A 19,609-nucleotide genomic window follows, 5' to 3' on the forward strand; every position below is an offset into this window, starting at 1 on the left:
AGAGGGAGGATAGCCACCAGGACGCGTCGGGTCGGTGACAGCCCGTCGTCAGGTCGCGTCGGAGTCGTACGGCGGACGCTCTCCGGTGTCCGGCTTGTCCTGCTTCTTCAGGAGGTCCGGGGTTCCGGCCGCGGCCCCGTTGACCGGAGCGCCGTTGACTGCGGACGGCTGCGGCTCGCGGTTGTGGACCGCGTCGGCGACGTCGTTCATCTCCTTCTTGAGGTCGAACGAGCCGCGCAGCTCCTTGAGCTCCTGGAGGTCCTCGTTCCCCTCCAGCTGCTTGCGGAGGAACGTCTTGGGGTTGAGGTCCTCGAACTCGAAGTCCTTGAACTCCGGTCCCAGCTCGCTGCGGATGTCCTCCTTCGCGCTGTCGGAGAAGTCACGGACCTTCTTCACGAAGCGCGAGACGTCCTGGATGACCTTCGGGAGCTTGTCAGGCCCGAAGACGAGCACGGCGAGGACCACGAGGGCCACCAGCTCGAGTGCGCCTATGTCGCTGAACACTTAGTAGCTCCTTCACGCCGGTCCAGGGCCCGGTCCACGGTACCCGCCGAAACTGTCCGACGGGTACCTCCCGGCGTCCGCCACATGGCGCTCACGTGCCCTGCGACGAACCGAGTGTCAACGTCTTGGTCAGCTCTTTGCCGTCACGGGTGAGGGTGAGCCGCAGCTCGTCGCCGGGGCGGTGGGCGCGGATCTTCACGATCAACTCCTCGCCGTTGTGCACCCGCTGGCCGTCGACCTTGGTGATGACGTCGCCGGGCCGGAGCCCCGCCGCGGCGGCCGGGCCGCCCGGGGTGACGGAGGCGGCGCCGTCCTTGCCCTTCTCGCCGACACGGGCGCCGTCGCCGTTGAACTGCATGTCGAGGCTCACACCGATGACGGGGTGGGTGGCCTTGCCCGTGTTGATGAGCTCCTCGGCGACCCGCTTGCCCTGGTTGATCGGTATGGCGAAGCCGAGACCGATGGAGCCGGGCTGGCCGGCGCTGCCGCCGTCGCCGTCACCGGAACCGCCGGCGGCGCGGATCGCGCTGTTGATGCCGATGACCCGGCCCTTGGAGTCGAGCAGCGGGCCGCCGGAGTTGCCGGGGTTGATCGGGGCGTCGGTCTGGAGGGCGTCGACGTAGCTGATGTCGGTGCCGTCGCCCTTCTCGCCGCCGGCGGTGATCGGGCGCTCCTTGGCGCTGATGATCCCGGAGGTCACGGTGTTGGAGAGGTCGAAGGGCGCGCCGATGGCGACGACGGGGTCGCCGACGCGGACATTGTCGGAGTTGCCGAGGGGCAGCGCCTTGAGGCCGGAGACGCCGGTGACCTGGACGACGGCGAGGTCGTAGCCGGTGTCCTTGCCGACGATCTTGGCGCGGGCGGTCTCGCCGCTGGAGAAGGTCACGGTGATGTCCCCGGAGGACTCGGCCGCGTCGACCACGTGATTGTTGGTGAGGATGTGGCCCTTGGTGTCCAGGACGAAGCCGGTGCCGGTGCCGGAGGAACCGCCGCCGCTGACGTGCAGGGTGACGACGCCGGGCAGCGCGCCGGCGGCGATGCCGGCCACGCTCTCGGGGGCGCGGTCGGTGTCCCCGCCGTCGGCCTGGGGCAGCTCGACGGTGCCGAGCCCGCCGTTCCGCTCGACGTAGGCGCCGATGCCGCCGCCGATGACGCCGGTGACGAGGGCGAAGACGAGCGCCCCGGCGAGCGCGAGGCCCTTCCGGGACTTCTTCTTCGCGGGCGCGGGTGCAACCCCGACGCCGCCGAGGGACCCGCCCCAGGGGTCGTACTGCATCCACGGGGCGGTCCCGCCCTGCTGCGGCGGTACGGGGGGCACGGGGGCCTGTGCCTGCGGTGGTACGGGGCTCTGGGGCGGTACGGGGGGCGTCGGGTGCTGCACGGGCGGTGCGGGCGCCCACGGGCCGGGCTCGCCGTACGGCGGCGTCCGGTACTCGTCGGGCGCGTGCAGGGGCTGGGGGGCGGGCTGCGCGGCCGCCGCCGGGGCCTGGGTCGCGTCGGCCACGGGGGCCTCGGCGACGGGCGCGTCGGCCGGCCCGTCCTTCGTCAGCAGGACGGCGGGCGCGGGCACGGGCTCGGACGCGACCTCCGGCTCCGGCCGGGGCGCGGCGGGCAGCTCCGTGGTGTAGGCCTCGGCCGCGACGCCGACGGAGACTTCGGTCAGCGCCTCGGTCTCGGTCTCGGATTCGGTCTCGGCCGGAGTCTGGGGCGCGGGCAGGGGGAAATCACCGTCACCGTCGTCACCGCCGTCGGTCGGAGGCGGCGAGGGTATCCGCGCCGCCTCCGGTGCCGTCGAAGGCCGGCTCCACCAGTTCGGCTTCCCGTCGTCCATGCTCTCCCCGCAACCGCTGACCCGTCCGCGCCCCGGCTCGGGCGCCCCTGTCCCTGGATTCAACCAGGTCGCGGGTCAGCGGTGGGAGCCGAGCGGTGCCTTCGTCGGGCTCGCCGCCGGGCTGGGACCGGGGGCGAGGGCCAGATCGAGCGCCGGACCCGTCGGTCGTATGAACGGCGAGAGCGCGAAGAACGACTGCATGGCCTGGCTCTGGAGGCGCACGGCCACCAGCGGAGCCGTGCCGGAGCGCACCGCGTCCGGCGGAACCGCGCCCGAGGGAACGGTGCCCGCGGGAGCCCTGCCGGCGGGGTCGCCGGTCCGGGCCGCGAGCGGGGTGAGCGGCTCTTCGGCGACGGACTGGGCGCCCGAACGCTCTCCGGAGCGCGTACCGCGTACGCCGCCGGTGCCCGGGGCGCCGCCCGTGGCCGTGGCACGCAGCGGGGTGACCGCGCTGCCCGTGCCCTGCCCGCCGCGTCCGCTCGCGCTCACCGAGGTCTCCACCGGCAGCGTGCCGCCGAGGGCGATGGCCGCGAAGGAGACCGCGCTGGCCGCCGCGAAGGCGAAGCGCCGGCCGCGCCCGGACGTGCCGGAGGCGCGGTCGCCGACCTCGTGGATCCGGAAGCCGGTGCCGTGGTGCGGGGAGCGCGGGGTGACGACCGCCGCGGTGGCGAAGCCGTCGGACTTCAGCGCCGCCGCGCCGAGCAGTTCCTCGAGGGGCCCTCGGGGCACTCCGGGCCCGCCGGAGCCACCCGAAGGCTCACCTGGTCCCCCGGGGAGCCCCTGGAGCCGGGCGAGGAAGCCCTCCGAGGGAGGCGGGGGCGCCGCGGAGGCGAAGACGCTCTTCACCGTGCGCTGGGCGTCGGCCTCGGCCTTGCAGCGCGCGCAGGTCGCGAGGTGCGCGAGCACCCGCTCCCGGGCGTCGTGGCCGAGCTCGCCGTCGACGAGCGCCGCGAGCCGGTCCCCGAGGTGGTGTTCCGCAGGGGTCGGCGACGAGGGACGTGTGCCGCTCACGCTGTCCCTGCCTCCCATCCGACGGAGGCGAGGGCACGCTCCGCCCGGGCCTCGGGCGAGCGGTGCTTGAGCGCCTTGCGCAGGTGGGAGCGCCCGCGGTGGATCCGGCTGCGGACGGTGCCGAGCTTCACGCCGAGGGTCGCGGCGATCTCCTCGTACGACAGTCCTTCGATGTCGCAGAGGACGACCGCGGCGCGGAACTCGGGCGCGAGGGTGTCGAGGGCCTGCTGCACGTCGGCGTCGAAGTGGGTGTCGTTGAACACCTGCTGCGGCGACGGCTCACGGCTGGGCAGCCGCTCGGCGGCGTCGTCGGCGAGCGCGTCGAAACGGATGCGCTGCTTGCGGCGGACCATGTCGAGGAAGAGATTGGTGGTGATGCGGTGGAGCCAGCCCTCGAAGGTGCCCGGCGTGTACGTCGACAGCGAGCGGAAGACGCGGACGAAGACCTCCTGGGTGAGGTCCTCGGCGTCGTGCTGATTGCCCGTGAGGCGGTAGGCGAGGCGGTAGACCCGGCCACTGTGCGTGCTGACGATCTCCTCCCAGGTGGGCGGAGTCCACGCCTGCGATTCCGCATCCGATGCGAAGGTCGCGGTGGTGGGAGCGGAGTCGGTGGTGCGGATTCGGTCAGCGGTGTCGGTCACGGATTTCGGCTCACCCGCCGACCTGAGAAGACGCCGAAGCACTCCTCCCCGATCCACAGGCGCAGCCGCACCTCCCCTGTCGGCTCTGGTGGTGTCCAGTGGAGCCCCTACCATAGCCACCTCGCCCGTTAGCTCCGGATAAGAATCTTTACGCGAATTTGGAACCGGCTCGCCCGGCTGCCGCCGGTCGCGTCCTGCCTCCAGTGAACGTGCGGTCCCATCTGCGGGTTCCCGCTGACAGCGGATACAGTCACCGTTGCGTCAACTACGGGGACAGGAGAGGGCCATTACCGCCAACCGGCAGACGAGCTGGTCGTTCGCCGACGCCTTTGTCGCCGAGGACGAAGCTCTGCGCTGGGCCCGGGACCGGGCCCGGGAGGCAGGGCTGCCCTCGGTGTCGCCCGGCACCGGTGGCGCGCTGCGCCTGCTCGCGGCGACGGCGGATGCCAAGGCGGTGGCGGAGATCGGTACCGGCACGGGCGTGTCGGGCATCTACCTGCTGCTCGGGATGCGGCCCGACGGGGTCCTGACGACGGTGGACCTCCAGCCGGAGCGCCAGCAGTTCGCGAAGACGGCGTTCCGCGCGGCGGGCTTCGCCGGCAATCGCGCCCGGTTCATCCCGGGCCGCGCCCTCGACGTCCTGCCGCGTCTCGCGGACGGCGGATACGACCTCGTCTTCTGCGACGGCGACCGTCTGGAGTACCTGGACTACCTCGCTGAATCGTTGCGCCTGCTCCGACCTGGCGGTCTCGTCTGCTTCGAGGGAGTCTTCGCGGACGGCCGGACGGTCGACTCGGCGGCCCAGCCGGCCGAGGTCCTGCGGGTCCGCGAGCTGCTGCGCACGGTGCGGGAGAGCCAGGAGCTGCTGCCCTCGCTGCTGCCGGTGGGCGACGGCCTGCTCTGCGCCGTACGCCGAGGCTGACTCCTCCGCGACCCCGGGGGACCCCCGCAGCCCCTCGCCCGACCCTTCCCCGCCCTTCCCTGCCCCTCCCCGGCGCCCTGGACTCCGCCCGAGGCCGCCCGGACACACCACTGCCCCGGCACGGTGGAAACCGTCCCGGGGCAGTGGCGAGGAATCGTGGAGGATCAGGTCAGCCGACGACCTTCTTCAGGGCGTCGCCCAGCGCCTCGGCCTCACCCGGGGTCAGCTCGACGACAAGCCGACCGCCGCCTTCGAGCGGAACGCGCATGACGATGCCCCGCCCCTCCTTGGTCACCTCGAGCGGGCCGTCACCCGTCCGCGGCTTCATGGCCGCCATGCTTGTTCCCCTTCCTGAAACCAGCTCATCGTCAGCCGGGCAGCTCTTCGATGCGGAGCACGCTTCACCGGCTTCGAACACATTGCTTCCAGGTCATTATCCCGCATCGCAGGACCCGATGACCAACATCGATCTGCATCGCTTCCGCAACGCGCTCTCTCAAAACCACACAATTCGGCGATCGGGCTGCGATACTGCGCCACCCTGGATCCTGCCGACAGCGGAATTTCTTTGACGCAGCTCACATGTGCGGTGCGGGTGATCTCCGCCATGCTGGGCAGGTCAACCGCGCAAAGAAGCGAAGGGAACCCCATGGCCGACACGGTGCTGTACGAGGTGAGCGACGGGCTCGCCACCATCACGCTCAACCGGCCCGAGGCCATGAACGCGATGAACGTGGCGGCGAAGGTCGCGCTCCGGGACGCCGCGGAAACGGCCGCGGCGGACACCGCCGTACGGGCCGTCCTGCTCACGGCGGCCGGCGACCGGGCGTTCTGCGTCGGCCAGGACCTCAAGGAGCACGTGGGCCTGCTCAAGGCGGACCAGGAGTCCGGCACGCGCGAGACCATGAACACGGTCCGCGACCACTACAACCCGATCGTCAGGGCCCTCACCGGCATGCGGAAGCCGGTCGTGGCGGCCGTGAACGGCGTCGCGGCGGGGGCGGGCTTCGGCTTCGCGCTGGCGGCGGACTACCGGGTCGTCGCGGACACGGCAGCGTTCAACACGTCCTTCGCGGGCGTCGCGCTCACCTCGGACTCGGGCATGTCCTGGACGCTGCCCCGGCTGATCGGCGCGAGCCGGGCGTCGGACCTGCTGCTCTTCCCCCGCTCGATCACCGCCCAGGAGGCGTACGAGCTCGGCATCGCGAACCGCCTGGTCCCGGCCGCCGACCTCGCCGCCGAGGCCGCGAAGGTGGCCCGCGAGCTGGCGGAGGGCCCGACGGTCGCGTACGCGGCGCTGAAGGAGTCCCTGGCGTACGGCGCGGACCACTCGCTCGCCGAGGCCCTGGAGAAGGAGGACGAACTGCAGTCCCTCGCGGGCGCCTCGGAGGACCACACGATCGCGGTCCGCGCCTTCATCGCCAAGGAGAAGCCGACGTACCTGGGCCGCTAGTCAGCGCAGGCCCGGGGCTACTTCCCGCCCCGGGCCACGCAGCCCTCCACGTGGTCGTCGACCAGGCCGCACGCCTGCATCAGGGCGTAGGCGGTGGTGGGGCCGACGAAGCGGATGCCGCGCTTCTTGAGGGCCTTGGCGAGGGCCGTGGACTCGTCCGTGACCGCCGGGACGTCGGAGACCGAGCGCGGGGCGGGGCGGCTGGCCGGATCGGGGGCGTAGGACCAGATCAGGGCGTCGAGTTCGCCCGGGGACCAGGTGGCGAGGAGTTGGGCGTTGGCGAGGGTCGCGTCGACCTTGGCGCGGTTGCGGATGATGCCCTCGTCGGCGAGGAGCCGCTCCCGGTCGGTCTCGCCGAAGCCGGCGACGGAGGCGATGCGGAAGCCGTCGAAGGCGCGCCGGAAGCCCTCACGGCGGCGCAGGATCGTGATCCAGGACAGGCCCGACTGGAAGGCCTCCAGGCAGAGCCGTTCGAAGAGCTCGTCGTCGCCGTGGACCGGGCGGCCCCACTCCTCGTCGTGGTAGGCCACGTAGTCCTCGGTCGACAGGCCCCAGGGGCAGCGCAGCCGCCCGTCGGGGCCGGGGACCGGCCCGCCCACCGTCATGAGCGGTCGTCCTCTCCGTCACCGGCGGACGCGCCCGCGAGCGCCTCCTCCAGCTCGGCGATCCGGGAGTCCCGCTCGGCGAGCTCGGCGCCGAGGCGGACCAGGACGTCGTCCACGTCCGCCATCCGGTAGCCGCGGACCGCGACGGGAAGGCGGAGCGCCTCGACGTCGGCGCGGTCGACCGGGCGGGCGGCCGGGAGGGGGTCGACGAGCTGCTCGGGCGCCACCTCCGGCAGCACCTCGCTGTCGCCTCCGCCGACCACCGCCAGAGTCACCGCGGCCACGACCACGACCATCGTGATGAGCAGAAACCAGAACACCTGCGCGCCTCTTCCCGGAGTGGAATTCGTCCCGTGCCGATCGTGCCATGCGCCACTGACGGTTAGGGTCGCAGCGAACGGACGCGAGGGAGGACAAAAGGGATGCTGCGCTTGGGACGGCGTGAATTCGGGCCGCACGAGCCGGTGATCATGGCGATCGTGAACCGGACCCCGGATTCTTTCTACGACCAGGGCGCCACCTTCCGGGACGAGCCGGCGCTCGACCGCGTCGAGCAGGCCGTGGCCGAGGGCGCGGCGATCATCGACATCGGCGGGGTGAAGGCGGGCCCCGGCGAGGAGGTCACGGCCGAGGAGGAGGCCCGCCGGACGGTCGGTTTCGTCGCCGAGGTCCGCAGGCGCCACCCCGACGTGGTGATCAGCGTGGACACCTGGCGGGCGGACGTCGGCGCGGCGGTCTGCGAGGCCGGGGCGGACGTCCTGAACGACGCGTGGGGCGGGGTCGACCCCGGGCTCGCGGAGGTGGCCGCCAAGTACGGCGCGGGGCTGGTCTGTACGCACGCGGGCGGCGCGGAGCCGCGGACGCGGCCGCACCGGGTCGAGTACGCGGACGTGATGGCCGACATCCTGCGGGTGACCGTGGGGCTCGCGGAGCGCGCGGTGGCCCTTGGGGTGCGGCGCGACGGGATCATGATCGACCCGGGGCACGACTTCGGGAAGAACACCCGGCACAGCCTGGAGGCGACGCGGCGGCTCGGCGAGATGGCGGCGACGGGGTGGCCGGTGCTGGTGTCCCTGTCCAACAAGGACTTCGTCGGCGAGACGCTCGACCGGCCGGTGAAGGAGCGGGTCCTCGGGACCTTGGCGACGACCGCCGTGTCGGCCTGGCTGGGCGCGCAGGTCTACCGGGTCCACGAGGTCGCCGAGACCCGCCAGGTGCTCGACATGGTCGCGTCCATCGCCGGGCACCGGCCGCCGGCGGTGGCCAGGCGCGGGCTGGCGTAGGTGGACGAAAGGGGGCGCCGGACCGGCGCCCCCCGAGGACCGTCCTACTTGCCCGTCTCCTTCGTCACCAGCGCCACCGCCTCCTCCACGTCGTCCGTGACGTGGAAGAGGAGCAGGTCGCGCTCCGACGCCTTGCCGCCCGCGACGACCGAGTCGCGCAGCCAGTCGACGAGGCCCTTCCAGTACTCCGTGCCGAAGAGGACGATCGGGAAGCGGGTGACCTTGCGGGTCTGGACCAGGGTCAGCGCCTCGAACAGCTCGTCGAGGGTGCCGAGGCCGCCGGGCAGGACGACGAAGCCCTGCGCGTACTTCACGAACATCGTCTTGCGGACGAAGAAGTAGCGGAAGTTCACGCCGATGTCGACGTGCTGGTTCAGCCCCTGCTCGAAGGGGAGCTCGATCCCGAGGCCCACGGAGATGCCCTTGGCCTCCCTGGCCCCCTTGTTGGCCGCCTCCATGGCGCCCGGGCCGCCGCCCGTGATGACCGCGAAACCGGCCTCGACGAGCGCCCGGCCGATCCGTACGCCCGCCTCGTACTCGGGCGAGTCCGGCTTCGTGCGGGCCGAGCCGAAGACGCTGATCGCGCTCGGCAGTTCGGCGAGGGCTCCGAAGCCCTCGACGAACTCGGACTGGATGCGCATGACCCTCCAGGGGTCCGTGTGCACCCACTCCGAGTCGCCCTCGGTGTCGAGCAGCCGCTGGTCCGTGGTGCCCGGCTGGACCTGGTCCCTGCGCCTCAGCACCGGCCCCAGACGCTGCTCCTCGGGCTTCGCCATTCCCTCGGGAATGCCCATGGCCTGCTCCCTCCGCCGATCCACTGATCTTCTGGTCCGGTCAGCGTAGGACGACAGAGGTGACGAAACGCGAAATTACGGAAGTCAGGCAGTCAGCCAGTCGCGGAGGCGTGCCTCGCAGTGGTGGATCTTGTCGACGGCGACGTGCTCGTCGCGCTTGTGCGCGTAGATGGCATCGCCGGGACCGTAGTTGACGGCCGGCACGCCGAGGGCGCTGAAGCGGGAGACGTCGGTCCAGCCGAACTTCGGCTGCGCGCTGCCGCCGACGGCCTTCATGAAGGCCTCGGCGGCCGGGTGGGAGAGGCCGGGCAGGGCACCGGGGCTCTCGTCGTCGATGACGAACTCGGCGATGTCGCAGTCGGCGAAGACCTCGCGGACGTGCGCCAGGGCCTCGGCCGGGGAGCGGTCGGGGGCGTACCGGTAGTTGACCGTGACGGTGCAGGCGTCGGGGATGACGTTGGTGGCGACGCCGCCCGCGATCGCGACCGCGTTGAGGCCCTCGTGGTACTCGAGGCCGTCGATGACCGGCTTGCGCGGCTCGTAGGCGGCGAGGCGGGCGAGGATCGGGGCGGCGGTGTGGATGGCGTTGGAGCCCATCCAGGAGCGCGCGGAGTGGGCCCGCTCGCCCGCGGTGTGCAGGATGACGCGCAGGGTGCCCTGGCAGCCGCCCTCGACCTGTGCGTCGGAGGGCTCCAGGAGGACCGCGAAATCGCCCTCCAGCCAGTCGGGGTGGGCGGCGGCGACCTTGCCGAGGCCGTTGAGGTCGGCGGCCACCTCTTCGTTGTCGTAGAAGACGAAGGTGAGGTCGCGGTTGGGCTCGGGCACGGTGGCGGCGATCCGGAGCTGGACGGCGACGCCCGACTTCATGTCCGTCGTGCCGCAGCCCCACAGGATGCCGTCCTCGTCGAGCCGCGAGGGGACGTTGTCGGCGATCGGCACGGTGTCGATGTGGCCGGCGAGGACGACCCGCTCGGTGCGGCCGAGGCGCGTACGGGCCACGACGTTGTTGCCGTAGCGGTCGACGGTGAGGTGCGGCAGGGTCCGCAGGGCCTGCTCGATGGCGTCCGCGAGCGGCTGCTCCGTCCCGCTCACGGACGGGAAGTCGACGAGGGCGGCGGTGAGGGCGGCCCCGTCCTTGGAGAGGTCCAGCCGGGTCTCGTACGGAGTGATGTCAGCCATGTGCCGACCCTAACCCGGCCTCCAGTACGGTGGGCCCCGTGTCCGAGCCCACCCGCACCGTCCGTCGCGGCCGCCCCGCCCGCCGCGGCCGTCTCGCCCGCTCCGCGGCCGCCCTCGCCGCGCTCCTCGGCCTGGCCTCGTACGTGGCCTTCCACCAGGTGACAGGGAGCAGAGGCACGCCGCGGTGCAGTGTCGGCACCGGCGAGAACCGGTACGAGTTCACGCCGGACCAGGCGTCGAACGCGGCGACGATCTCGGCGGTCGGCACCTCGCGGGGGCTGCCGGAGCGTGCGGTGACGATCGCGCTCGCGACGGCGCTCCAGGAGTCGGCGCTGCGGAACATCGAGCACGGTGACCGGGACTCGCTCGGCCTGTTCCAGCAGCGGCCCTCGATGGGCTGGGGGACGCCGGCGCAGATCATGGACCCGGTGTACTCGGCGGGGAAGTTCTACGAGGGCCTGGAGAAGGTCCCGGGGTACTCGCGGCTGCCGCTGACGGTGGCGGCGCAGAAGGTGCAGAAGAGCGGTTTCCCGCAGGCGTACGCGAAGCACGAGCCGGACGCCACCCTGCTCTCGGCGGCGCTGACCGGCCGGGCGCCGGCCGCGCTGATCTGTACGGCGAGTGACGTGAAGGGCACGCCGGGCGATCCGGAGCGGGTGCGTACGGAGCTGGTGCGGGCCTTCGGCGAGAAGGCGGCGCCGAAGGCGGTCACGGGCGGGTCGAGCGCGGGCCGGTCGTCGGCTTCGGAGCCGCCGGTGCTCGTGGTGCCGGTCCGGGCGGCGGCGGACGCGGGCACGGCCCCGGGGGCCGGGTCGGACGAGCGGCGCGGCTGGGAACTGGCGCAGTGGGCGGTGGCGCGGGCGGACGAGCTGCGCGTCACGGAGGTCGCGTACGGGGGCCGGGTGTGGCGCGCGAGCGACGCGTCCGGCGGCTGGGAGAAGTCCTCATCGGCCTCCGCCGGTGCGGCGTCCGGTGCCGGCTCCGGCGCCGTGTCCGACACGGGATCGGTCCGTATCCGGCTCGCGCAGTAGCCGGTCGCACGTACGGTCGTTCACCCGCCCGTGGCATGCGCCCGGACGGAATCCCGGGAAATTCTCCCGCACTTCGCGCGGTCATTTCCGGGTCGCGGTCCGCTGCGCCAATTCCCTTACGTGGCAAGGGAAGTGACGGTTCGCCAGGCGATCACGCAATGACACGTTCGTCCGTTTTCCTCCCCACCCGACAATACGACGCATTACCAATCCTTTACCTTCGACCGCCGCAACCTCTCCCACCCCGGGGCCGGTTGTCACTGCGTCCGAACACCACTCGTCGCACCCGTCGAAGGAGCACCATGTCCCTCCCCCTGACCCGTCGGATCGCCCGCGCCGCCCTCCTCATCGCGGCCGGAGCAGCCCCCGTGGTCGGTGCGGCCGGTTCCGCGAGCGCCCTGGACCACAGCCTCGCGCCCGCCAACGCCCTCGGTGGCGTCACCGCCCTGGACGCCGCCGGTGCGGGCACCGCTGTCGACAGCGGCGCGCAGGCCGCCACCGGCGTCGTCGGCGCCACCGGCGGCCAGGCCGTCGGCACGGCCGTCCCCGCCGTCGGCAAGACCGCCGGCGCGGCGGGCAAGACCGCCACCCCGGCCGCGCAGAAGGTGGCCGGCGAGGCCGCCGGCAGCACCGGCGAGGTCGTCGGCAAGACGGCCGGCGCCGCCGGCGACAGCGCGAACGGCCCGGCCGCCGGCGCCCTGGGCGGCGGCCTGCCGGCCGCCCCGTCCCTGGGCGGCCTGCCGATCGGCTGATCCGGCACGGAAACCGGCACAGAACCCGGCACGGAAGCACGGGAGGGCCCGGGGAGCATCAGCTGCTCCCCGGGCCCTCCCCCGTGTGTCGGGCTAGCCGAGCCGCTTGACCGCCGCGTCGACGCGCTCGTCCGTCGCCGTGAACGCCACCCGCACGAACCGCTCCCCGGCCTCGCCGTAGAAGTCGCCGGGCGCCACCAGGATGCCCTTGTCGGCCAGGTACGCCACGGTCTCCCAGCACGGCTCGTCCCGGGTCGCCCACAGGTACAGGCTCGCCTCGCTGTGCTCGATCCGGAAGCCGTGCGCCTCCAGGGCCGCCCGCAGCGCCGCCCGGCGGGCCGCGTACCGCTCCCGCTGCTCGGCCACGTGCGCGTCGTCGCCGAGCGCGGCGACCGTCGCCGCCTGCACGGGCGCCGCGGTCATCATGCCGCCGTGCTTGCGGATCAGCAGCAGCTCACCGAGGACGGCCGCGTCGCCCGCGAGGAACGCGGCGCGGTAGCCGGCCAGGTTGGAGCGCTTGGACAGCGAGTGGACGGCGACGATCCCCTCGTACGAACCGCCGCAGACGTCCGGGTGCAGGACGGAGACCGGGTCGGCCTCCCAGCCCAGCTCCAGGTAGCACTCGTCGGAGAAGACGAGGACGCCGTGCTCGCGCGCCCAGGCCACGATCCGGGTCAGCTCGTCCTTGCCCAGGACCTTGCCGGTCGGGTTGGACGGGGAGTTGAGCCAGAGCAGCTTCAGACCGGCCGGGTCGAGCTCCGTCCCCGCGGGGTCACCCGCAAATGTCTCCGTGTCGTAGACGACAGGGGTGGCACCGCAGAGCCGCGCGCCGACCTCGTACGTCGGGTAGGCGAGACGCGGGTACGCGACCCGGTCGCCGGCACCGAGACCCAGCTGCGTCGGCAGCCAGGCGACGAGCTCCTTCGAGCCGACCACCGGCAGGACGTTCTCGTGGGCGAAGTCCACGGCGCCGAGACGGCGTCCGCACCAGCCGGTGAGCGCGTCCCGCAGCTCTTTCGTCCCCCACACCGTGGGATAGCCCGGCGAGTCCGCCGCCGCGACCAGGGCGTCCTGGATCAGCGCGGGGACCGGGTCGACGGGCGTGCCGACCGAGAGGTCCACGATTCCGTCCGGGTGCGCCAGGGCCGTCTTCTTGTACGGCTCCAGCTTGTCCCAGGGGAAGACGGGCAGGCGCGAAGAGACTGCGCTCACGGGTTGGCTCTCACTTCCTGTACGTACGGGAAACGCCTCGGTCCCGTACAGCGACCGACGCCGTACGGGACCGGATGCGGTCGATCAGCCGTTCTGCGGCGGCAGGGCGGCGATGAAGGGGTGGTCGCGCTCGATCTCGCCGAGCTTGGAGGCACCACCGGGCGAACCGAGCTCGTCGAAGAACTCGACGTTCGCCTTGTAGTAGTCCTTCCACTCCTCCGGGGTGTCGTCCTCGTAGAAGATCGCCTCCACCGGGCAGACCGGCTCACAGGCCCCGCAGTCGACGCATTCGTCCGGGTGGATGTACAAGGACCGCTTGCCCTCGTAGATGCAGTCGACGGGGCACTCCTCGATGCACGCCTTGTCCTTGACGTCGACACAAGGCTGCGCGATGACGTAGGTCACGCTGTCGTTCCTCCTCGATAGGGCTGGTCTGCGCGGGAGCGCGGCGTCGTCGATGCCCGCACCTAGTATCTCCGTTCTTGGGGGCGATCCGAACAGGAGGGGCGGAGAAGCTGTGGAATTGACCGGAGGAGGACTCCTTGAGGTCCGAATCACCAGCGCTGACGTGGGAAAACGTGTCTCCGTTCGGTACGTGACAGAGTCGGCCGCGCCGGGCGGGAAGTTCACGGACGCGGTAGGGGTTCTCACATCGTGGGATTCCGGTGTGCTGCTGATCACACGAAAGAGCGGTGAAACCGTCCGGATCGCGGAAACCTCCCTGGTCGCGGGGAAGGTCGTACCCCCCGCACCGGCCCGCCGAAGGGGCCCCTCCGCCACCTTCCCGGAGCTGGCCCGGGCCACCGCGCGCGCCTGGGAGCCGGTCGAGAGCGAGCAGCTCGGCGAGTGGACGCTACGGGCCGCCGACGGATTCACCCGCCGCGCCAACTCCGCGCTGCCGCTCGGCGATCCCGGACTCCCGGTGCCGGAGGCCCTGACCTTCGTACGCGAGTGGTACGCGGCCCGGAAGCTCCCCGCGTACGTCCAGACGGCCACCGGCGCCGAGGGCACCCAGGAACTGCTGTGCGCGGCGCTCGACCGGCACGGCTGGCGGCGCGAGGTCTCCGCCGAGGTCCGGATCGCGGCGCTCGCCCCGATCGGCGACCTGGACGCCGACGTCTCCGCCGTACGCCTGGAGCGCACGCTCGACCCGTCGTGGCTGCTCCGCTACCAGCGCTTCGGGGAGCCGAGCCCGGCGGTACGGCCGGTCCTCACCTCCGGTCCGCGTGTGTGGTTCGCGTCCGTGGCGGGCACGGGAGAGGTACCGGCGGCGATCGGGCGCTGCGTCGTCGACGGCCGCTGGGCGGGCTTCATGGCCGTCGAGGTCGACCCCGCCCTCCGGCGGCGGGGCCTGGCGACGTCCGTCATGACGGCACTCGCCCGGCAGGCGCTCGACGAGGGCGCGTCGGCGGCCTGGCTCCAGGTGGAGGCGGACAACGACGGCGCCCGGGCGTTGTACGACGGGATGGGCTTCGCGGTCCACCACCACTACCACCACTACCGATGGGCGGAGGCGTGACGGAGGCGTGACCGAGCACGGAGCCGGGTCCGACGGACCGGACGAACGGGCGGGCGAAGAACCGCCGGAGGACAGGCCCGACTGGCGTCGGGAGTTCGCGGAGGAGGCCCGGGCCGAGCGGCCCGATCTCGCCCGGCTCTGTCTGCTCGTCGGCGCGGTCGCCGACCCGACCGTCACCCGGCACGTCATCGACGAGGCCGAGATCGAACTCGACCGCCTCGCCGGCCTCATCCCGTACGCGACCCGAACCACCGGCGCCTGGGCCACCGAGCTCGCATCGCTCCTCGGCGACCGCGAGGGCTTCGAGGGCGTGCCCGCCGACTACCAGCGCCTGGAGTCCTCCCTCCTCCACGAGGTGCTGCGCCGCCGCAGGGGCCTGCCGATCCTGCTCTCCGTCGTGTGGATGGAGGTCGCCCGCCGGGCCGGCGCCCCCGTGTACGGACTCGGGCTCCCCGGCCACTTCGTCGTCGGCTTCGGCGAGCCCGCCGACCTCAACCTCGCCGACCCCTTCTCCGGCGGCCGGCCCCTGACGGGCCCGGACGCGGAGCTGCTCGTGGCGAGCGCGACGGGCGAGGCCCTCGACCGTTCCATGCTCCGGCCGGCCGAGCCCGGCGCGATCGTGCTGCGCGTCCTCAACAACATCCGCGCCTGGGCGGCCCCCCGCCCCGAGCGCACCGACGTGGGCCTGTGGGCCGTGGATCTCGCGCTGCTGCTGCCCTCCCACCCGGCGCGGCTGCGCTACGAGCGGGCGGAGCTGCTCGTCCAGCGCGGCGAGTTCCTCGCGGGCGCGGCGGAGATGGAGGCGTACGCGCGCGTGATGGACGCGGTGGACCCGGAGTCGGCGACGACCATCCGCCGCCGGGCGCAGGCGGCGCGGGCCCGCCTGAACTGACGCCGCCCGTGGATACCTTGAACTGACCCTGCCCGTGGATGTCTTGTGGATCACGCGGGGTTTCCGGAGTGATCGGCGCCCACCCCTACTAGGATCCTTCCCGCATTCACGGGGGAGGGTGATCACATGCGTCCATGGACGCCGAACGACCCGACACAGGTCGGGCCGTTCCGTACGGTCGCGGTGCTCGGGCAGGGGGGCATGGGCCGGGTCCTGCTCGGCGTCGCGCCGAACGGCGGCCTGGTCGCCGTCAAGCAGGTGCACGCCGAGCTGGCCGACGACGAGGGCTTCCGGTCGCGGTTCCGCCGCGAGGTCGACGCCTCACGGCGGGTGTCCGGCGCCTACACGGCACCGGTGATCGACGCCGACCCGGACGCCCCGACGCCGTGGCTCGCCTCGCTCTTCCTCCCCGGGCTCCCGCTGAGCGACGTCCTCGCCGACGGCTCCCTGCCCGAGGAGGCGGTACGGCAGCTGGCCGCCGGCCTCGCCCAGGCGCTGGCCGACATCCACCGCGTGGGTCTCGTCCACCGGGACCTGAAGCCGTCGAACGTGATGCTCACCGACGACGGCGTCCGCGTGATCGACTTCGGCATCGCCCGCGCGGGCGACCACCTGACGAAGCTCACGCACACGGGCGCGCTCATCGGCTCCCCCGCGTTCATGGCGCCCGAGCAGATCACGGGCGGGGCGCCGACCCCCGCCGCCGACGTCTTCGCACTCGGCGCGACCCTGGTCGTGGCCTGTACGGGGAAGACGCCGTTCAACGGCGCCTCGGCCCCCGCGCTGATGTACAGCATCGCCCACGAGGAACCCGACCTCGGCGCCGTACCACCGGGGCTGCGCGGACTCCTCGCGGCGTGCCTCGCCAAGGACCCGGCGGCGCGCCCCTCCCCGCAGGACGTCCTCGCCCTCATCGGGCCGGTGACGCCGTCGGCACGGCCCTGGCCGGAGGCCGTGCACCGGCGGATCGCGGACCAGTCGGCGGAGACCGCCCGGCTGGTGAGCGCGGCGCCGACCGTGGCCGCACCGGCGGCGCCTCCCCTCCCCCGGGTACGGAGCCGGGGCCGCCGGCTCTGGACGGTCGCCGCCGTCGTCGCGGGGCTCCTCACGGTCACCGGGGCGCTGGTCGCGGTGAACGGCTGGGCCGACGACGTGTACTACGCGTTCGTGGACGAGCCCGTCCCGACGCCCGGGAACGTGCCGCTGAGCCAGGTGGCCGACACGTACACGGGGCCGATCCCCTCCTGCGAGGAACTGCGCCCGAAGGTGAAGGTGCCGGCCGGGTTCACCCAGCAGCGGGTCCAGGACGGCGGGCCCCCGCACACCCAGTACGACGGCGCCACGTCGAACCAGTGCACCTGGAACACCCGCTCCGGCGATCAGATCGTCCTGGTCTGGGACCTCTACCGCAGCAAGCCCGGCGGCCCCACCGGCGCCGAAGGCGCGAAGGCGCGCTACGAGGGCATGTACATACGCGGCGCCACCCAGCGGGTCTCGACGCTCGACTACGCCGAGGAAGCCCTCTGGTACAAACACGACGGCCACTGCGTGCTGTACGCCCGGAACGTCAACCTGGAGCTCTTCGTCCAGGTGAAGGGCCCCAACTACCCCCTGGGCACGTGTGAGGCCCTCACCGAGGAGAGCGCGAGGCAGGCCGTCGCGCTCATCAAGAAGAAGGCGGCGGCGCAGTGACGAGGCCCCTGAGCCCCACCGACCCCCGCGAGGCCGGCCCCTACCGGCTCCTCGCCGAACTCGGCCGTGGCGGCATGGGCCGCGTCTACCTCGGCGCCGCGCCCGACGGGCGGCTCGCCGCCGTGAAGCAGGTACACGCCCGGTTCGCCCACGACGAGGACTTCCGCGCCCGGTTCCGGCGCGAGGTCCACGCCTCGCGGAAGGTGTCCGGCGCCTGCACGGCGGCCGTGATGGCCGCCGACGCGGACGCGCCCGTGCCCTGGCTGGCCTCCGTGTTCGTCGCGGGACCCTCGCTCGGGGCGGCGGTGGAACGGTCCGGCACGCTGCCCGCCGAGACGGTACGGCGCCTCGCCGTACAACTGGCGACGGCCCTGGACGAGATCCACCGCGCCGGGCTGATCCACCGCGACCTGAAGCCGGAGAACGTCCTGCTCTCGGGGGACGGCGCCCGGGTCATCGACTTCGGCATCGCGCGGATCGCCGAGGCCGGGAACGTCACCGAGCTGACCGGGACCGGCCTGGTGGTCGGCTCGCCCGCGTTCATGTCGCCCGAGCAGGCCGAGGGGAAGGAACTCACCCCGGCGAGCGACGTGTTCTCGCTCGGCTCGGTCCTGGCGATGGCGGCGACCGGTGCGAGCCCGTTCGCGGGCCCGTCGACCCTCCAGTCGCTCTACAACGTCGTCCACACGGCACCTGACCTGACCGCCGTACCGCCGGAGCTGGCCGGCCTCCTGGCCTGGTGCCTGGCCAAGGACCCGGCGGCCCGCCCGAGCCCGCCGCAACTCCTCGCCGCGCTGGGCCCGGCGGCCCCGGTGGCCCGGCAGTGGCCGCCCGCCGTCCACGCGATGATCGACGACCAGCAGCGAAACATCGACCACCTCCTGAGCCGCCCTGCCGACGACCCGGACCGCACGATGGTCGTCGCACCCCACAAGGTCCCCGCGGCCCCCACGGCCGTGGTCACCCAGCTCTCCACCACCCCCGTCCGCCGCCGGAGGCGCGGCCCGCTCGTCGCCGCCGCCGTCGCCCTGTGCGTCCTCGGCGCGGGCGCCTGGTGGTCCCTGAAGGACGGCGAACTGGGGGCGGGCCCGCCGGACCTGTACCTGACGATGCCGATCTGCGCGGAGGTGGCACGGAAGCTCCCGCTCCCGGAACGGCGGCCGGACCAGGACGCGTACACCGAGTACTCGGATTCGGCGACGACCAGCTGCTCCTGGAGCAACAAGGACGAGCCGCAGGCGGACGGCTGGAACTACTACGCCCACGCCGTCGTCCGATGGGACCTGCGCCGCAGCGCGGGCACCGACGAGAACGCCACGGAACGCCAGAAGACCGAGTTCGCGGACGACGCGGAGGGCGAACGCCCCGAGACCGGCCTCCCGTTCGCCGACGAGGCCTTCTGGAGCGCCCCGAGCAACGACCAGACGACCTGCGCGCTCTACGCCCGCAAGGGAAACCTGATCGTCTACGTCTCCCTGGGCGGCAAGCCCCACCCGGCGGAAACGTGCGAGCAGGAGGCGAAGAACATCGCACAATCGGCATTCGCAGCGCTCCCACGCGCGTGAGAATCCCGGGCCGGGGGGCGGGGGGCGGGGCTCTGGGGGTGGGCCTGCTTCGTGGGCTTCTGGTGCGGCCGCCCTCTTTCCGAGAGTCGCACCTTCCGCCGCCGCGTCAAGGGCGCCTACGGCGTCGCTGCGCGATGGCCTACGGCCACCCTTGACCCGGCGGCTCCAGGCGCGCAAGACCTCTCGGAGGGCGGCCGGGGGCGTGGCCACGCGAGGGCCCGGGCATCAGCTGGGGTCGGACGGCGGGTGGCAGGCCGGTGGGGTGGGGCTTGGTCAGCAGGGGGGCGGGTGGGTCCGCCGGGGTGGGTTCGGGGTGCGCGGTCGTTGAATGGGGCAGTCGGGCTTGGCTTAGCGGGTCACGGCCGGTGGTGAGTGGGGATTCAGGCCCCGCTGGTCTGTCCCGGTGGGTGGAGGGGGGGCTGGGCGGTGGGCCATGGACGGGGTGGGTCCTCGGCGGAGAGTGGTGGGCGGTCGGGGTTCGGCGGAGGGCGGTGGGCGGTCGGGGTTCGGCGGGCTGGCGGCGAGACATTGGTGCACTTTCTCCGCCCGATAAGGGCGATCTGCCCCCTTTGGTGGTTATCTCAGGACCTGTTACTTGGAGTAGCTGCGGGTTAGTCACCTCTCCACCCACCGGGAGTGACCAGCCGGGCCTGAATCCCCACCAAGGGACGGGCGTCCGCCGCTAAGCCGAGCCCGGCTGCCCCATTCAACGGCCGCGCACCC

20 protein-coding genes are annotated in these 19,609 nt (G+C 72.8%); 9 read left to right on the forward strand and 11 right to left on the reverse strand.

Annotated features, from left to right (window positions below):
* Positions 1 to 48: 48 nt before the first annotated feature.
* The 4 genes from ACIBG6_RS15915 to sigE form a co-directional block, all read right to left on the reverse strand.
* Positions 49 to 504, reverse strand: coding sequence for a sec-independent translocase (locus ACIBG6_RS15915; RefSeq protein WP_329621313.1), 456 nt, complete (start codon positions 502 to 504; stop codon positions 49 to 51).
* A 91-nt stretch (positions 505 to 595) separates the two neighbouring features.
* Complete coding sequence (locus tag ACIBG6_RS15920) at positions 596 to 2,335, reverse strand: trypsin-like peptidase domain-containing protein (protein WP_399223164.1); 1,740 nt, start codon at positions 2,333 to 2,335, stop codon at positions 596 to 598.
* A gap of 75 nt (positions 2,336 to 2,410) precedes the next feature.
* Positions 2,411 to 3,346: an anti-sigma factor family protein gene (locus ACIBG6_RS15925; protein WP_399223165.1), complete on the reverse strand. Its 936-nt coding sequence runs from the start codon at positions 3,344 to 3,346 to the stop codon at positions 2,411 to 2,413.
* Positions 3,343 to 4,101: an RNA polymerase sigma factor SigE gene (gene sigE, locus ACIBG6_RS15930; RefSeq protein WP_125745465.1), complete on the reverse strand. Its 759-nt coding sequence runs from the start codon at positions 4,099 to 4,101 to the stop codon at positions 3,343 to 3,345. Before sigE ends, ACIBG6_RS15925 begins: the two co-directional genes overlap by 4 nt.
* 142 nt (positions 4,102 to 4,243) lie before the next feature.
* Here sigE and ACIBG6_RS15935 point away from each other — a divergent pair, with 142 nt between their 5' ends.
* Positions 4,244 to 4,909, forward strand: coding sequence for an O-methyltransferase (locus ACIBG6_RS15935; RefSeq protein WP_024759307.1), 666 nt, complete (start codon positions 4,244 to 4,246; stop codon positions 4,907 to 4,909).
* 169 nt (positions 4,910 to 5,078) lie between these two features.
* On the opposite strand, the gene ACIBG6_RS15940 is transcribed toward ACIBG6_RS15935, so the two are convergent.
* Entirely contained in the window at positions 5,079 to 5,246 is a 168-nt protein-coding gene (locus ACIBG6_RS15940) for a DUF3117 domain-containing protein (RefSeq protein WP_017239934.1), read from the reverse strand.
* 312 nt (positions 5,247 to 5,558) lie between these two features.
* On the opposite strand from ACIBG6_RS15940, the gene ACIBG6_RS15945 reads away from it, so the two are divergent.
* Positions 5,559 to 6,362 (forward strand): enoyl-CoA hydratase/isomerase family protein, encoded by an 804-nt coding sequence (locus tag ACIBG6_RS15945; RefSeq protein ID WP_399223167.1) that lies wholly within the window; start codon positions 5,559 to 5,561, stop codon positions 6,360 to 6,362.
* 17 nt (positions 6,363 to 6,379) lie between these two features.
* Here ACIBG6_RS15945 and ACIBG6_RS15950 read toward each other — a convergent pair whose 3' ends face one another.
* Both ACIBG6_RS15950 and ACIBG6_RS15955 read right to left on the reverse strand, forming a co-directional pair.
* Positions 6,380 to 6,967, reverse strand: coding sequence for a DNA-3-methyladenine glycosylase I (locus ACIBG6_RS15950; protein ID WP_399223168.1), 588 nt, complete (start codon positions 6,965 to 6,967; stop codon positions 6,380 to 6,382).
* Positions 6,964 to 7,287, reverse strand: coding sequence for a hypothetical protein (locus ACIBG6_RS15955; RefSeq protein WP_317598843.1), 324 nt, complete (start codon positions 7,285 to 7,287; stop codon positions 6,964 to 6,966). The genes ACIBG6_RS15950 and ACIBG6_RS15955 overlap by 4 nt, the downstream gene beginning before the upstream one ends.
* Before the next feature lie 102 nt (positions 7,288 to 7,389).
* Between ACIBG6_RS15955 and folP the strand changes: the two genes are divergently transcribed.
* A complete protein-coding gene (folP, locus tag ACIBG6_RS15960; RefSeq protein WP_399223170.1) occupies positions 7,390 to 8,250 on the forward strand; it encodes a dihydropteroate synthase in 861 nt (286 codons plus the stop codon).
* Between the two features lie 44 nt (positions 8,251 to 8,294).
* Here folP and ACIBG6_RS15965 read toward each other — a convergent pair whose 3' ends face one another.
* Complete coding sequence (locus ACIBG6_RS15965) at positions 8,295 to 9,044, reverse strand: TIGR00730 family Rossman fold protein (RefSeq protein WP_399223171.1); 750 nt, start codon at positions 9,042 to 9,044, stop codon at positions 8,295 to 8,297.
* An 84-nt stretch (positions 9,045 to 9,128) separates the two neighbouring features.
* Complete coding sequence (gene dapE / locus ACIBG6_RS15970; protein ID WP_399223172.1) at positions 9,129 to 10,223, reverse strand: succinyl-diaminopimelate desuccinylase; 1,095 nt, start codon at positions 10,221 to 10,223, stop codon at positions 9,129 to 9,131.
* Between the two features lie 29 nt (positions 10,224 to 10,252).
* Between dapE and ACIBG6_RS15975 the strand changes: the two genes are divergently transcribed.
* Together ACIBG6_RS15975 and ACIBG6_RS15980 are read left to right on the forward strand one after the other, a co-directional pair.
* Positions 10,253 to 11,254: a hypothetical protein gene (locus tag ACIBG6_RS15975; RefSeq protein WP_399223173.1), complete on the forward strand. Its 1,002-nt coding sequence runs from the start codon at positions 10,253 to 10,255 to the stop codon at positions 11,252 to 11,254.
* Positions 11,255 to 11,556: 302 nt separating this feature from the next.
* Positions 11,557 to 12,006 carry an ATP-binding protein gene (locus ACIBG6_RS15980; protein WP_399223175.1) on the forward strand — a complete coding sequence of 150 codons (450 nt, stop codon included), beginning with the start codon at positions 11,557 to 11,559 and terminating at the stop codon, positions 12,004 to 12,006.
* 93 nt (positions 12,007 to 12,099) lie between these two features.
* On the opposite strand, the gene dapC is transcribed toward ACIBG6_RS15980, so the two are convergent.
* Both dapC and fdxA read right to left on the reverse strand, forming a co-directional pair.
* A complete protein-coding gene (gene dapC / locus ACIBG6_RS15985) occupies positions 12,100 to 13,218 on the reverse strand; it encodes a succinyldiaminopimelate transaminase (RefSeq protein ID WP_399223176.1) in 1,119 nt (372 codons plus the stop codon).
* Positions 13,219 to 13,302: 84 nt separating this feature from the next.
* Positions 13,303 to 13,623, reverse strand: coding sequence for a ferredoxin (gene fdxA / locus ACIBG6_RS15990; protein WP_015035968.1), 321 nt, complete (start codon positions 13,621 to 13,623; stop codon positions 13,303 to 13,305).
* A gap of 112 nt (positions 13,624 to 13,735) precedes the next feature.
* Here fdxA and ACIBG6_RS15995 point away from each other — a divergent pair, with 112 nt between their 5' ends.
* The 4 genes from ACIBG6_RS15995 to ACIBG6_RS16010 all read left to right on the forward strand — a co-directional run bounded on the left by ACIBG6_RS15995 (position 13,736) and on the right by ACIBG6_RS16010 (position 18,886).
* On the forward strand, positions 13,736 to 14,737 hold the full coding sequence (locus tag ACIBG6_RS15995; RefSeq protein ID WP_399223177.1) for a GNAT family N-acetyltransferase: 1,002 nt from the start codon (positions 13,736 to 13,738) through the stop codon (positions 14,735 to 14,737).
* Between the two features lie 7 nt (positions 14,738 to 14,744).
* Entirely contained in the window at positions 14,745 to 15,629 is an 885-nt protein-coding gene (locus ACIBG6_RS16000) for a tetratricopeptide repeat protein (RefSeq protein ID WP_399223178.1), read from the forward strand.
* A gap of 126 nt (positions 15,630 to 15,755) precedes the next feature.
* Positions 15,756 to 17,321: a serine/threonine-protein kinase gene (locus ACIBG6_RS16005; RefSeq protein WP_399223179.1), complete on the forward strand. Its 1,566-nt coding sequence runs from the start codon at positions 15,756 to 15,758 to the stop codon at positions 17,319 to 17,321.
* A complete protein-coding gene (locus ACIBG6_RS16010; RefSeq protein ID WP_399223180.1) occupies positions 17,318 to 18,886 on the forward strand; it encodes a serine/threonine-protein kinase in 1,569 nt (522 codons plus the stop codon). Before ACIBG6_RS16005 ends, ACIBG6_RS16010 begins: the two co-directional genes overlap by 4 nt.
* Positions 18,887 to 19,609: the final 723 nt, after the last annotated feature.

This window comes from Streptomyces sp. NPDC050842 (genome assembly GCF_044456565.1).
Lineage (GTDB): Bacteria > Actinomycetota > Actinomycetes > Streptomycetales > Streptomycetaceae > Streptomyces.